This window comes from Floridaenema fluviatile BLCC-F154, assembly GCF_041929135.1.
In the GTDB taxonomy this organism is placed as follows: domain Bacteria; phylum Cyanobacteriota; class Cyanobacteriia; order Cyanobacteriales; family Aerosakkonemataceae; genus Floridanema; species Floridanema fluviatile.
Window position 1 is genome coordinate 16,104 of sequence record NZ_JBHFNS010000072.1, and the last position, 14,142, is coordinate 30,245.

11 protein-coding genes are annotated in these 14,142 nt (G+C 40.3%); 3 read left to right on the plus strand and 8 right to left on the minus strand.

Going from position 1 to position 14,142, the window contains the following annotated elements; genetic code table 11:
* Positions 1–66 precede the first annotated feature (66 nt).
* The 4 genes from ACE1B6_RS19085 to ACE1B6_RS19100 all read right to left on the minus strand — a co-directional run bounded on the left by ACE1B6_RS19085 (position 67) and on the right by ACE1B6_RS19100 (position 4,983).
* Positions 67–1,200 (minus strand): hybrid sensor histidine kinase/response regulator, encoded by a 1,134-nt coding sequence (locus tag ACE1B6_RS19085; RefSeq protein WP_413258843.1) that lies wholly within the window; start codon positions 1,198–1,200, stop codon positions 67–69.
* A gap of 31 nt (positions 1,201–1,231) precedes the next feature.
* The gene (locus tag ACE1B6_RS19090; RefSeq protein WP_413258844.1) at positions 1,232–1,678 is read right to left on the minus strand and encodes a response regulator; all 447 of its coding nucleotides are present in this window, start codon (positions 1,676–1,678) and stop codon (positions 1,232–1,234) included.
* Positions 1,671–4,130: a GAF domain-containing sensor histidine kinase gene (locus ACE1B6_RS19095; RefSeq protein ID WP_413258845.1), complete on the minus strand. Its 2,460-nt coding sequence runs from the start codon at positions 4,128–4,130 to the stop codon at positions 1,671–1,673. The genes ACE1B6_RS19090 and ACE1B6_RS19095 overlap by 8 nt, the downstream gene beginning before the upstream one ends.
* Before the next feature lie 202 nt (positions 4,131–4,332).
* Positions 4,333–4,983 carry a lysophospholipid acyltransferase family protein gene (locus ACE1B6_RS19100; protein WP_413258846.1) on the minus strand — a complete coding sequence of 217 codons (651 nt, stop codon included), beginning with the start codon at positions 4,981–4,983 and terminating at the stop codon, positions 4,333–4,335.
* A 109-nt stretch (positions 4,984–5,092) separates the two neighbouring features.
* On the opposite strand from ACE1B6_RS19100, the gene ACE1B6_RS19105 reads away from it, so the two are divergent.
* The gene (locus tag ACE1B6_RS19105; protein ID WP_413258847.1) at positions 5,093–6,373 is read left to right on the plus strand and encodes a cyanophycinase; all 1,281 of its coding nucleotides are present in this window, start codon (positions 5,093–5,095) and stop codon (positions 6,371–6,373) included.
* Between the two features lie 86 nt (positions 6,374–6,459).
* On the opposite strand, the gene ACE1B6_RS19110 is transcribed toward ACE1B6_RS19105, so the two are convergent.
* The 4 genes from ACE1B6_RS19110 to ACE1B6_RS19125 form a co-directional block, all read right to left on the minus strand.
* Positions 6,460–7,245 (minus strand): DUF1995 family protein, encoded by a 786-nt coding sequence (locus tag ACE1B6_RS19110; protein WP_413258848.1) that lies wholly within the window; start codon positions 7,243–7,245, stop codon positions 6,460–6,462.
* Positions 7,246–7,326: 81 nt separating this feature from the next.
* On the minus strand, positions 7,327–7,950 hold the full coding sequence (locus ACE1B6_RS19115; RefSeq protein WP_413258849.1) for a tetratricopeptide repeat protein: 624 nt from the start codon (positions 7,948–7,950) through the stop codon (positions 7,327–7,329).
* A 57-nt stretch (positions 7,951–8,007) separates the two neighbouring features.
* Positions 8,008–9,174, minus strand: coding sequence for a cysteine desulfurase family protein (locus ACE1B6_RS19120; protein ID WP_413258850.1), 1,167 nt, complete (start codon positions 9,172–9,174; stop codon positions 8,008–8,010).
* A gap of 154 nt (positions 9,175–9,328) precedes the next feature.
* A complete protein-coding gene (locus ACE1B6_RS19125) occupies positions 9,329–9,709 on the minus strand; it encodes a DUF7682 family zinc-binding protein (RefSeq protein ID WP_413258851.1) in 381 nt (126 codons plus the stop codon).
* A gap of 185 nt (positions 9,710–9,894) precedes the next feature.
* Between ACE1B6_RS19125 and ACE1B6_RS19130 the strand changes: the two genes are divergently transcribed.
* Both ACE1B6_RS19130 and ACE1B6_RS19135 read left to right on the plus strand, forming a co-directional pair.
* Complete coding sequence (locus tag ACE1B6_RS19130) at positions 9,895–11,565, plus strand: DUF655 domain-containing protein (RefSeq protein ID WP_413258852.1); 1,671 nt, start codon at positions 9,895–9,897, stop codon at positions 11,563–11,565.
* 45 nt (positions 11,566–11,610) lie between these two features.
* Positions 11,611–13,995, plus strand: a complete 2,385-nt coding sequence (locus ACE1B6_RS19135) for a two-partner secretion domain-containing protein (RefSeq protein WP_413258853.1) — start codon at positions 11,611–11,613, stop codon at positions 13,993–13,995.
* Positions 13,996–14,142: the final 147 nt, after the last annotated feature.

Below are 14,142 nucleotides of genomic sequence, written 5' to 3' on the forward strand. Positions count from 1 at the left end.
TCTTACCTTCGTGTCCTTCGCGTCTTCGTGGTTCAAAAAAATGACGATCGCCTAACAACGAATTAATTATTGCTGGATTGGTAAAAGTACTGTAACTTTTGTACCGATACCAACTTTGCTTTCTATTTGAATTTCTCCTTTATACAAATCAACGCAACGTTTAACGATCGCTAATCCCAACCCAGTTCCCGGAATTTTTCCCACATTGCTACAACGATTAAAAGCTGTGAATAATCGATTTTGTTCGCTTTCAGGAATGCCGATTCCCCGATCGCTAATCCTAAATCTCACCATACCATTAAAATCGCTAACTTCAAGCCGAACTTCACTGGCAGAAGGAGAATACTTCAGTGCATTTGAAATCAAATTTATGAGAATATGCCGCAAGAGGTTATCATCCATTTCTAAAGAATCATCAGGCAATTGATAATTCAAAACTATGGAATGATTCTGATCGTCACTAAATTGAATTGAGGTAATTAATTCGTCACAAAATACTTTTAAATTTAGAGTTGTTAATTCAAGTTGGAAATTATTGGTGTCTGCTTTGGCTAAGATAATTACTTCATCTAGAAGCTGACACATTTGCTTAATCGTTGTCTTCAATTGTTGGGAATAAAGCTCTTTTTTCTGCGTTGTTAGGCTATTACCAAAATTAATAAGTAATTCACATATACCTTGTAATACAGTCAAAGGATTGCGAAATTCATGGGAAACCATTGATACGAAATAAGATTTCAATTGGTTGATTTCTCGTTCTTTATCCAGTGCTTCTAAGGTGGCGCGTTCGCTATTTCTCAGTTGTTGGAGGATTTGCGATCGCTCTATTGTATAACGAATACTTCGCCGGAGAAGTTGCGTTGTTACCTGATCTTTTACCAAATAATCCTGTGCTCCCTGTGCCATTGCTTGAATCGCTAATTCTTCATCATCAAACACAGTTAGAATAATGATTGGCACATCAGGAACCGCTTGATTAAACTGAGATACTGTATCTAATCCTTCAGAATCAGGTAAGCGTAAATCTAATAATGCGACATCAAAAGATTGAGTTTGACAAAGGGCGATCGCTTCACTCAATCTTTCTACATGAACCAATTTCCAATCCCCCGTTGCGGCTCGAATAAATACATGATTAAATAACTGAGCATCGGTTGGACTATCTTCTACCAACAAAGTCTTCAGGGATCTTTGGTTCATAAAAAGTCACCTGTATGATTGAATTTGATATTTATTCTCCTGGCAATTTCACAGCCGCTAACCAAAATTCATTAATTAATTGAATCACATGAATAAATTGATGAATATCAATCGGTTTTGTCACATAACAATTGGCATTCAAGTTATAAGAGCGTAACACATCTTCCTCATCAGTTGAGGTAGTTAAGATTACCACGGGAATTCGCTTTAAATCCGCATCCGCTTTTACTTCTGCTAATACTTCTCTACCATCCATACCGGGTAAGTTGAGATCTAGCAAAATTAAATCAGGGCGCAGTACATTAGCAAATTCTCCCTGACTACGGAGATAATCCATTGCTTCCTCTCCATTTTCTACCCAATGTAAATTATTGGCAATTTTGGCTCGGCTAAATTCTCGAATTGTCAAATTTGCATCGCTGGGAGAGTCTTCAACGAGCAAGATTTCAATTGGACGATAACTTGGGCTACTATTCATAATGTCGATCGGGAATTGTAAAACAGAAAGTGGTGCCAAGATTAGGTGTAGATTCTGCCCAAATTTGCCCTCCATGTCGCAATACAATTTTTTTGCAAATCGCTAAACCGATGCCTGTACCGGAGTACTCGCGCCTAGTATGAAGTCGTTTGAAAACTTCAAAAATTCGCTCTAGGTATTGCGGTTTGATGCCAATTCCATTATCTTCTACTTGGAACAGGAAGTCTGTTTGCCTTTGGATTGCCCGAATCTGAATCCGGGGATGTTCCTGTTCGCAAAACTTGATGCTATTACTAATTAGGTTTTGAAATAGTTGCACTAGTTGACTTCGATCGAGCTTAAGGCTAGGCAATGGCTCAACTATAATTTCCGCATGACTTTCTTCGATCGCAACCTGCAAATTTCGCAACGCCTCTTTCACCACACTATTACAATCTGTGAGCGCAAACTCTTTACCCCTTGTGCCGACTCGCGAGTAAGTCAACAAATCCTGAATCAGGAGTTGCATTCTTTTTGTCCCGTCAGTGATAAATTCAGCGTAAGATTGGGCTGTTTCATCAAAGTGATCGCCATACTCGCTCATCAATAGTTGAGTATAACCTGTCACCGCCCGCAACGGTTCCTGCAAATCATGGGAAGCAACATAAGCAAACTGTTCTAATTCTTGATTCGATCGCTTTAACTCTTGCTCTACCAGTTTCTTATTCGTAATATCTACGAGCATCACAAAGCAACCTTGCACCTGTCGGTCATGGTTCCAATCCGGTAGAATGCTAATCTGGAAACAGTTCTGAGTTATTCCCTCTTGCCCGAATAGTTGTTCGTAGGTGACGGTTTCACCTGCTAGGGCGCGATCGAGATATCCCTGAATCGTTGCGTAAACTTGAGGATCTATAATTTCGCCCATTGGCTTGCCCAAAATCTCTTCCCGATTTCGGTTAAACCAAACTTCGTAAGTATGATTGACAAATTGGTAGCGTTGCTCGGTATCAAGATAGACAATACAAACGGGGAGAGAATCAGTAATCAAGCGGAGAAATTCTTGGCTTCTTTGTAAAGCGGCTTGCGCTTGTTTGCGCTCTGTGATGTCCCGAAAATTACCCCAAAGGACTGTTTCATCTCCCAGATCGATCGAGGTACCTGTAATCTCGGCAGGAAAGCAACGTCCGTCTTTGCGAACTACCAGCACGTCTAAACAGCGATCGGTTTCCCGTTTTGCCATGCCTGCAAATGCCTGCATTGCCTTGTCTACATCCTGCGGTGGATGCAACTTTGAGGCATGAAGCTGAAGCAGTTCCACCTCGGTGTAACCCAACATTTCCAAGGCTTTTTGGTTAGCTTCCAGAAGATTGCCTTGGGTATCTGCCACCAAAATCGCATCACAAGCGCCATCCATTAGCGCACGGTAACGCTGTTCGCTTTTACGCAAGGCAGCGGTGCGTTCTTCTACCCGCTGTTCCAGTTCTTCATTCAGCTGCAAAGTTGTCAACTCTGCCTGTCTGCGTTCGGTAATATCTTCAATGGCAGCCAGAATACAAATATTTTCTCCAACTTCGATCGTTTCAGCCGAAATCAGACAGAGAAATTTTTCTCCGTGATGTTTTTGCAACTTAGCTTCATAGTCTCTGAGATTGCCTTGAGTTTGTAATTGCTGAAGCATGGCTTGGCGATCGGCTAAATCTTGCCACATTTGCAACTCTAGTGTGGTATGTCCGATCGCTTCTTCTCGATCGTAGCCAAACACCCACTCAAACCCATGATTTACATCTAAAATCAGTCCATTCTCCAAAGTAATGATACAGTTGGCAACTGGACTGCTATAAAAGGCTTTGGAAAATTTCTCTTCCGACAGGCGCAATGCTGCTTCTGCTTGCTGCTGTTTTTGCTTGGCTCGCAATGCTAAAATCCCAAAACTCAAGCTATCGGCTAGTTCTATGAGTAGTGCTAATTCTCTTTGATTAAAAGCATCAGCCTCAACCGAGTAAATATTCAAAGTAGCAAAAACTTTGTCTTCATTAAACAAAGGTAAAACTAGTGAGGATTGGTAGCCTCGTTGCTGTGCTGCTTCTCGCCAAGGTGCAAAGCTAGGATCTTTGAGCATATTTTGGCAGGCGATGGGTTGGTGCGATCGAATTGCTCTCCCCGTTGGTCCCTGTCCCCGTTCCGTATCCGCCCAGGTAATGTTAACATCCTTTAAGTATTCGGCTTCATAACCTGCCCAAGCAACTGGTTGAACTGTTTTCCCCTCGTCGTGACACACATATCCCACCCATGCCATCCGATATGCCGCTTCTTCGGTAATCAGTTGACACAGCGTTTGTAACAACGTCATTTCATCAGTTGCGCGAATCACCGCCTGAGTACAAGCACTTAAGACGCGCAATGCTCGGTTGACTACCTGAAAATCCCGTTTCAGATCTTGATCTTGGTTTTGCAATAACTTATTTGGCAAAGAATCCACAATTAGCAAATGCAGAAATACAAAGCTTCTAGGAAGAAGGTTACGCCAAAAAATTCATCTCTGGGAAATTTCACCAAAAGGTTTAATTATTTCACAAACTAACAGCGAGTTAAACTGGAGTTAACAAAATGCTGTTTTAATTAGTTCTAGAGACCTTTGCCCAGTTCTCTTCCGAATTAAGGGGGATAAAGTTTCACCCCCTTTTTAACCCTTCGATTAAAGCAGTTTCTAAGGCTTCGGTTAAGACAATGGCTGTTTGTTTGTCATTTTCTTGACGGTAGTCTTGACTATAAATTGGCGGCTGGATGTTGATGAATACATCGGCTAAAAAGTTGGCAGTTGGTTGATATTTTAAGGTGATGGGAATAATCGGAATTGAGGCGGGTTGAGGTAACTTGGCTTCGGCTTGTAAAACAAGTCTAGCTAATCCGGGTTTGAGCGATCGCAAAATTCGATCGCGCACAATCCCCCCTTCAGGAAATAACACCAATTTTTTCCCCCCTTGTAATAACTCAATTGCATTACGCATACTAGATACAGTAGGATGATTTAAATCAACCGGAAAAGCTCCCAATCTTTCAATCAACCAACCTTGAATTCCTGCAAATTGATTAGCATTTGTCATGAAAAACAGCGGTTCTCTACTGAGTAAACTAATCAATAATGGGTCCCAGCGACTATAATGTTTCGGGGCAATCACTACTGGGCCAAATTCTGGTAAATATGACTCTCCCTCAATGATAATTTTACCAAAGTACAAACTGAGAAAGATTCGATGAATTGGGAAAAGTGACCAATAAAGCCAAGGTGAGATCTGAGGCGATGAGGAAATTTTTGAGTTCATTTTTAAATTAATATAAAAAAGTTAGAAAATTTTAACTTAATCAATAAGTTATGGTACAATCTCTCAAAACTGGGTGTTCAATCTACTTGGGAATGGAAAATTAAGGAAAATGAATCAGCGGTCATGGTTGGTATTTGTTCTTTTAGCGATCGCCATACTAATTAGAGTAATTCCTCTTAGTTTAGCAAATCCTCAAAAAACAGCAACAACTATGAAATTATCTTCACCACCTTCATTAGTAATTGCTGGCGGTAATCTCCGTTACGACAATGCCGAAGTTTTTCAGAAAATCATTGAATTAGCCGGAGGAGAAGGCGCTAAAATAGCTGTTTTACCAACGGCTAGCGGCAACCCAATTAAAAGCGGTAACTACTCAGTAGAAGCATTGAAAAAATACGGTGCTGAGCCAATTTTTGTTCCCGTAGCTGTGGAAAATATCGATATGGATTACCAGCAAGCTGTTAAAGATTCCGCTTTAATTCAAAAAGTAGAAGAATGTAAAGGAGTTTACTTTACAGGAGGTTCCCAAGAAAGAATCACTCAGGCGCTTTATACCGAAACAGGGGAAAAAACACCTTTATTAGATACTATTTGGAAAATCTATAAAAAAGGTGGTGTAATTGCTGGAACTAGTGCAGGTGCAGCAATTATGAGTGATACAATGTTTCGTAACGCAGGCAATGTATTAAGCGTTTTGAAATATGGTGTAGCCGAAGGTAAAGAAATAGATCAAGGACTAGGCTTTATCGGCAATGATATCTTCATCGATCAGCATTTCTTTGTTCGCGGAAGATTTGCCCGTTCTTTAGTAGCCATGCAAAAGAAAGGTTATAGATTAGGAATAGGTGTAGATGAAAATACCGCTGTAGTAGTCAAAGACAACATTGCCGAAGTGATTGGTTACAAAGGTGCTTTAGTAATGGATTTTTCCGCCGCCACTACTAACCCAAGCATTAAAGACTTTAACATTAAAAATGTGAAATTAACCTATTTGGATCGGGGTGACAAATTTAATTTGCAAACTCAAGAAGTGATACCTCATCCATTAAAATTAGCCGGAATAAAAGTAGAACCGAACAATCCCAGTTATCAACCTCATTTTAGCCATCAGAAATTGTATCCTGATATTTTGGCAAATTCCGCTGTCGCAGATTTGATGTTTAATTTGATTGATAATGAGCAAAAAGAAGCAATTGGTTTAGCATTTACCAGTATTTCCGAAGATGAAAAACCGGAATTAGGTTTTGAATTTAAGTTTAGTAAAGGAACGGATAGCTGGGGATATTTTACCAGTGCGTTTGGCAGTGAAGATTACACTGTGATGAATATTCATTTGGATGTAACACCAATTCGGATGACTGATAAATTGTACGAATACATCTCAAGTTAAACTTGTGAAACACTGAAGTGTTGACAACAGACTTTTCATTAGTTTAGCTGATTTTGTTAGGGTGGAAAATTTTCCACCCTAGTTAATTAATTGTTTAAGGCACGTAAAAAGCGTTGCATACTGGCAAAAATTCCAGGTTTTCTCGGTTTTGGTGCATCGTCAGAATTACCATTTGTCGGTTGAATTGCTGACATTAAAATTTGATCGATTTCTTCACCAACAGGTTTTCTTGGTAATTCCACTAACAATTGATATCCACCATTAGCTTCTAACCAAATTTGCCATAAACCAGGGTAACAACGGAAAATTGCTGCGCCTTGTAATGGTCGAACATAGTAACAGGAAAACAGGGTACTAAATAAACGTTCGCGTAGTTGACGGGCGGCGTAACCAATTCCTACGGTACCCGCATCTTCTAAGTGTGGGTTGAGTAAAACTACAGGTCGATCGCCAGCTGCATGGCAAATTTTCTCCACTTCTCCCACTTCCACAGAACTGGGATCGACTAGTAGAAAAACATCATCTTCATCGGCAATTTTGTCTTGAATTGGCAATCTACCTAAACCAATATCTTCTAATTTGTAGGGAATGTCTTTTCCCCAGTCGCGTCGCGCCAATGCCGCTGCACCTGCATCTGGGAAAAATACTTTCACTTGGGGACGAGTTTTTGCTTCTGCGTCTTCACTTGGCTGGAAAGTTGGGAGATTGTCGAACACTGGGAGAAATTCCAGGGCGATCGACTGCGCTTGCAAAGCGATTTCGGGAAATATCATTTCCACTTGGACTCTAGTTTGTCCATCTGCGATCGCGGCTAGGGTAGCTTGTTTAGCTTGGGCGATCGCTTCTTCTAAAGTATTGGGAAGTTCCACCATAAAGAATTTGTGGCTGGGTTTCAAGTTATCTTATTAGTATTATTCACAAATGCCACTCACACCATCTAGAATTCCTTGAATTTAACAACCTTTCATTTCTTGTCCCCTATTCGGAGCAACGATCGGCCAAATAGTTTTTATTTTACTTTCGTCTTGATGCCGAACTGCTTCAATTAACTCCATCATTTGAGGAAATTTAAATCTAAATAATCTCCCCTCGGCTTGAAAATCAGCGATCGCCGCTTGGGGAGAACCTGAAAAATAATAAGCAAATCCTCTATTTTCCCGCACTAAAGGTGTAGAACCATTCAGTTTAATTGATTGAGTATAATCAGCAATAGCTGCCCGGTAATTACCCGATCGGGCATAAGCACTTCCTCGATTAGCATAAACTAAATGAGCATTAGAGAAATCAGGTTTTAAGCGCAAAAGAAAATTAAAATTAGCGATCGCATTTGGTAAATCCCCTAATAACACATAGCTGTTTCCTCGGAAGAAATAAATATTGCCATAGTGAGGATCGCGACGTAAAGCGTGATAGAAATTTGTCAAAGCACTGCTTAATTTATAATTGAAATAATCTCGCTTGCCTCGACAGAAATACTGCTCTACCTCAACATTAGGAGATTTAGCTAAATTAGTCGGGACGATCGCATTTTCCAGTAAACAATTTGAGGCCAAATAAGCTGAACAAATTGACAACATGATTACCTATTAAATTTATACACAGCGTAACACTTACTGCAATTCTAAAGGTAAAAACTAGACTTTAGATAAAGCTGGTTCTGGAGTCAATCTTTGTAAAATTTGCTGCAAAACCATCGCCGTCCAATCTACATCTTCTTCTGTAGTATAACGCCCCATAGTTAGACGAATACCAGCCTTTGCCAGTTTGTTACTGTAGCCCATTGCCAATAATATTGGACTAGGATTAAGTTTACCACTGTTACAAGCAGCACCAGCACTAATGCCAATTCCCGCCAAATTTAGTTGCCGGACGATCGTTTTTCCACTTAATTTTTCCCCATCAGCATTTAGCAAACAAAAACTGACATGATGAGGTAAACGTTGCCAACGATGTCCAGTAATTTTGAGATTTTTCACCTCAGATAAGCGGTCAAAAAAGCGATCGCGCAATCCCATTAATCGTGGCGTTTCCTGACTCATTTCTTGCGCCGCTAACTCCGCTGCCACCCCAAAACCTGCAATTATTGGGACAGCTTGCGTTCCCGATCGCAATTTCATTTCCTGACCCCCACCCCCCAACAAAGGCACCAACTCCACACCCGGACGGATATACAAAGCACCTACACCTTGAGGACCATAAATTTTGTGACTAGAAAGGGACAGTAAATCTATGCCTAATTTTTGCACGTCGATCGGCAATCTTCCTGCCACTTGCACCGCATCAGTATGAAATAATGCTCCATGAGATCGAGCAATTTCACTCAATTTTTCAATTGGTTGTAAAGTTCCTACTTCACTTTGACCATAAATAATCGAAACTAAAACCGTATTCGTTCGCAAAGCATTTTCCAAATCAATTGGATTCACCCAACCCCAACTATTCACAGGTAAACGAGTGATTTCCCAACCCCAACTTTCCAGCAATTTTGCAGGTTCGGAAATCGCCGAATGTTCTACGCTAGAAATAATAATATGTTGTGGTTGAGAATAACATCGCGCCACACCCATAATTGCCAAATTATCTGCTTCCGTACCACCAGAAGTAAAAATAATCCCATCAGCAGGCGCATTAATTAACCCTGCTACCTGCATTCTCGCTTGTTCTAATACCGTAGCTGACCTTTGCCCCCACTCATGCAAACTGGAAGGATTTCCCCACTGTTGAGTAAGGATTTGTTGCATAAGTGCGATCGCCTCTGGACGGGGCGGAGTTGTGGCGCTGTAATCCAAGTAAATTTGCATATTTTTAACTCTAACAGTTTCAACAACAAAAAGTTATTTATCTCTCAGCATATAGCCTTGATTACAACTTAGTTATCAATTTGTACCCAAACTGGGGACTGAGAAATAAGTTCCATTTTCTTTTTTGCCCCCCTGCTCCCCTGCCCTGTCCTGCCTAACAACCAGGTTTCTTAACGTTGTAATCCTCATGGGACAAAACTTCTTGAGGAATTAACATTGTACCGCAGTCCCGACAAAGCATTCGATAATTGCGAGTGATGGGAATACTGATGATAAAGCGATCGTAGCGCAAACGCTTTCCCCCAAACTCTCGATAATCCTTATTTTCTTGTAAAGCTGCAATCACCGATCGCGCCTTAATCACCACATGATCGGGCAAATCCCTTAAATTAATCGGATCTTGAGTAAAAGTAGACTCCCAATCTTGTTTTTCCTGCCGCTTTTGTTCCCACATCGCCTGTTGTTGAGCGCAAAGATGGCAAATTTGCCCATAACCCTTATGACCACAGGAAAACAGCTTTTTTCGTCTTGCCATAAAACAAAGGAGTACCCATCTTAGTAAAAGTTTTATTAATCCCAGCAAAAAACCAGCCTGATATAAAGTTACATCCTAAAATTCCTTAAAAGACTTTAACTTAATCAATCTCCATTGATTTATCTGATATTATCTGCTTAATAGCTAGTAATTAAAATTACCTCAAATTATTTTTGGTGTGAACTATGTTGCATCTACCTACCTGCAAACTCCCAAAAGTTTGTTCAGCAATTGTTTTGGCATTCTTCTTCTCCGCTTGCCAAAAAGCAGTTCCCCAAACTCAAAATCTTACTCCTTTACCCCAAGATCCCTTTGTGCAAGTATATTTCAACCATGCACAGTTATCGGAATACATTGAACCTTACCGTCCGCAAAAACGTTCCGGCGATAACTTAGAAAAAGTATTAGTTGATACTATTAGCACTGCTAAATCTACAGTAGATGTAGCTGTTCAAGAATTACGTTTACCTAAAATTGCTCAAGCGTTAGTTGAACGCCAAAAAGCCGGAGTTAAAGTTAGAATAATTTTGGAAAATAACTACAGTCGTTCTTGGAGTACATTTACCACAAATGAAATAACAAAACTACCTCCAAGAGAACAAGAACGCTACAAAGAATACCGCCGACTTATAGACCAAAATGAAGATGAAAAATTAGACGTAGCAGAAATTAATCAGCGCGATGCTTTAGTCATCTTAGACAATGCCAAAATTCCCATAATTGATGACACTGCTGATGGTTCAGCTGGTAGCGGTTTAATGCACCACAAATTCGTAATCGTCGATCGTCAGAAACTAATTATTACTTCAGCCAATTTTACAACTTCCGATATTCACGGAGATTTGCAAAATCTCAATAGTTTGGGAAATGATAATAGTTTACTTAAAATCAATAGTCCTGAATTAGCAGAGGTTTTTACTGAAGAGTTTAATTTGATGTGGGGAGACGGAGTAGGAGGAAAACCAGATAGTAAATTTGGAGTGAAAAAACCTTATCGTCCTGTGCAAATAGCAGATTTAGGAACGGTTAATATTTCTGTGCAATTTTCACCCACATCTCAAAAAATCCCTTGGTCACAAAGTACTAATGGGTTAATTGGTAAAACTTTAGTTAAGGCTAAGAAAGCGATCGATCTAGCCCTATTTGTCTTTTCCGAACAGCAACTAGCTGATATTTTAGAAACAAACCATCAACGAAAAGTGAAAATCAGAACCTTAATTGAGCCGGATTTTGCCTATCGTTATTATAGTGAAGGTTTAGATATGATGGGAGTAGCTTTGGTCAATGATTGTAAATACGAAATCAACAATCGACCTTGGCAAAAACCAATTAACACTGTAGGAACACCTTTGCTGAGAAAAGGTGATTTATTGCATCATAAATTTGCAGTAATAGATGGAAAAATTACGATCGCAGGTTCTCACAACTGGTCAGAAGCAGCAAACACCAACAACGACGAAACCTTAGTAATAATTAAAAGTCCCAAAGTAGCCGCCCATTTTCAAAGAGAATTCGATCGACTTTATGGCGACGCTCAACTTGGTTTGCCAGAGAGAATTAAGCAAAAAATTAAAACGCAAAAACAACAATGTCCCCAAATCGAAACCGTATCCAAACCAATAACAGAAAGTTCAAATTCCCCCAGAATTCCCGCAGTTGAAAATATCCAAAAAGTTAATTTGAACACTGCAACTCAAGAAGAAATAGAATCATTACCAGGCATCGGGCCAAAATTAGCGCAAGAAATTATTAAAGCCAGACAAGAAAAACCTTTTACTTCTTTAGAAGATCTCGATCGCGTCCCCGGCATCGGCTCAAGACTATTAGAAAAATTAAAAGATCGAGTAACCTGGTAAAAACTTTTCAGAGAAAAAGCGATCGCTAATTTAAGGTACACAAATATGAATTATTCCCTTCAATTAATTTGGTTTCTTAGTACATTTTGTCTTTTCTGCCTCACTATTCCCCTCGGCACATTAGCACAAATTGTTCCAGACTCTACGCTACCAAATAACACCATTGCCATTACAGGGAAAAACAGCATCCGCATCGAAGGTGGCACCCAAACAGGGAGTAACCTATTTCACAGTTTTAGAGAATTTGCTATTCCTACTGGCAGTGAAGCTTACTTCAACAATACCCTAAATATTCAAAACATTTTCAGTCGAGTTACAGGGAGTAATTTTTCCCATATTGATGGCATAATTCGTGCTAACGGACAAGCTAATTTATTTCTGATTAATCCCAGCGGAATTATTTTCGGTCGCCATGCCCAACTTAATATTGGTGGTTCATTTATTGCTACAACTGCTAATAGTATTAAATTTGATAATGGCAGCGAATTTAACGCCAGCAATCCCCAAAATATTGCATCTCTACTAACAATTAAAGTTCCCATTGGCTTGCAATTTAGTGGCGCAAATCCGGGAATAATTAACGTTGAAGGTTCAGGTCACAATTTTGGTTTCAGCAGAAAGACAGGCGCACTAGAAACGAACGAGCCAACCAATAATTTAGCAGTACAACCAGGTAAAACCTTGGCATTAATCGGAGGAAATATAGCTTTAACAGGTGGAAATTTAAAAGCAGAATCAGGATCGATCGCTCTTTTTTCAATTGTTCGCGGTGAAGCACCAATCGAAATGAACAACAACCAAATAACCTTTAAAAATCAACCGAACACACAATTTGGAAATATCATTTTATCCGGTACTGCTTCAATTAATACCAGCGGTTTACCAGGCGGTTACTTTCAAATCCAAAGCCGAAACTTGACACTAGAACAAGGCTCAGTTATGGTGTCAATTAATCAAGGTTCTCAACCAGGAAAAAACGTTTTTATTAATGCTTTAGAGAACATAGAACTAATAGGCAGAAAAACCGGAAATGAAACCAATAGTGGCATTGGTACGGGCTTTTTTGTTCGCACAAACGGCAGTGGAGAAGCAGGGAATTTAACCATTACTAGCGATCGCTTAACCCTGCGAGACGGCGCAGCAATTGCAATGGGAACAGATGGATCGGGAAATTCTGGACATTTGCAAATAATCGCCAACAAAGTGTTTTTGGGCGGACTCTCAGCTGACGGCGCAACTCTAACAGCGATCGTTTCCAATCCTACCATTCCTTCCACTGGAATTGGCGGCGATATCAATATTCAAACCCAACAACTTACCTTAGAAAATGGAGCCGTAATTTCTGTATCTACCTTCGGCGCAGGTACAAGCGGAAATATCAAAGTAATAGCCGATGAAATCCTCTTTCGGGGAACTTCTACCACAGGGGGAATTGGTAGTGGTTTTTATGCCAGGACGACATTAAATACTGACCTAATTTCCGTACCGCAATTAACAGGAAATGCTGGCAACGTAACGATTATTGCTAATAGATTGAGACTGCAAGATCGAGGGAGAATTAATGTTGGTAACTTAGGCAAAGGAAACGCGGGTAATATTAATATTACTGCCAGCACGATCGAACTAGACAATCAATCTTTAATTACAGCAACTCAAAGACAAGCTGAACAAGGTAACATTACCATTCAATCAGAAAATTTACGACTGCGACACAACAGCAACATTACCACTGACGCTAGCAGCACAGTCACACTTGATACAGGTGAAAAAATCAATTTAGGTGGTAACAGTACCAATGGCGGCAATATTTTTATCACTACAAATACTTTAGTAGCTTTAGAAAATAGCGATATTACTGCCAATGCACAACAAAGTTTTGGAGGTCGAGTAATCATTAATTCTAGAGGCATTTTCGGCACTACTTTCCGCCAGCAAACTACTCCCCAAAGTGATATTACCGCTACCTCTAGCCTGGGGGCTCAATTTAGCGGAATTGTCCAAATAAATACTCCCGATACTAGCGTTTCAGAAAGTGTAGTTCACTTACCAGGAAATTTTGTCGCAATGGACGATCGAATCGTTTCCAGTTGTCGAACTTCTCAAAATAATAGCTTTTCAATTACTGGCAGCGGTGGCTTACCCGAAAGCCCTAACGAAACATTATTAGGTAGGACTGTATGGCGAGATTTGCGCCCCCCAAACGAAATCAGCAGACATAATACCACCCTACCTAGCCCTAGAGAAACATCCAAACTTACACCAATTATTGAAGTCACAGGATGGATCAAAAATCTCCAAGGTGAAGTAGAACTCATCGCTGGAGTGCAGGGGGGCAGAGGTGCAGGGGTGCAGAGGTGCAGGGGGCATCAAAACTCAAAACTTTCCCCAGTCCCCAGTCCCCAGTCCCTAATCCCTAATCCCTTGTTTTAAATTAACTTGACATACTCCCCCGTCAAGCGATGCTGTGACGGGGGATTCTCCCAGAATCACCTCTTGAGATTACTGGTTCAACGAAACAGCTTAAATCCTCAATATCTCTATTGAAGACCCAGAGGCCGGATTCTCCCCAGTCGTTTG

Bases quoted from the DNA above. Each gene is read 5' to 3' on its own strand.
- ACE1B6_RS19085 (WP_413258843.1), bottom strand. From the start codon at position 1,200: ATGAACCAAAGATCCCTGAAGACTTTGTTGGTAGAAGATAGTCCAACC.
- ACE1B6_RS19090 (WP_413258844.1), bottom strand. From the start codon at position 1,678: ATGAATAGTAGCCCAAGTTATCGTCCAATTGAAATCTTGCTCGTTGAA.
- ACE1B6_RS19100 (WP_413258846.1), bottom strand. From the start codon at position 4,983: ATGAACTCAAAAATTTCCTCATCGCCTCAGATCTCACCTTGGCTTTAT.
- ACE1B6_RS19105 (WP_413258847.1), top strand. From the start codon at position 5,093: ATGAATCAGCGGTCATGGTTGGTATTTGTTCTTTTAGCGATCGCCATA.
- ACE1B6_RS19110 (WP_413258848.1), bottom strand. From the start codon at position 7,245: ATGGTGGAACTTCCCAATACTTTAGAAGAAGCGATCGCCCAAGCTAAA.
- ACE1B6_RS19115 (WP_413258849.1), bottom strand. From the start codon at position 7,950: ATGTTGTCAATTTGTTCAGCTTATTTGGCCTCAAATTGTTTACTGGAA.
- ACE1B6_RS19120 (WP_413258850.1), bottom strand. From the start codon at position 9,174: ATGCAAATTTACTTGGATTACAGCGCCACAACTCCGCCCCGTCCAGAG.
- ACE1B6_RS19125 (WP_413258851.1), bottom strand. From the start codon at position 9,709: ATGGCAAGACGAAAAAAGCTGTTTTCCTGTGGTCATAAGGGTTATGGG.
- ACE1B6_RS19130 (WP_413258852.1), top strand. From the start codon at position 9,895: ATGTTGCATCTACCTACCTGCAAACTCCCAAAAGTTTGTTCAGCAATT.
- ACE1B6_RS19135 (WP_413258853.1), top strand. From the start codon at position 11,611: ATGAATTATTCCCTTCAATTAATTTGGTTTCTTAGTACATTTTGTCTT.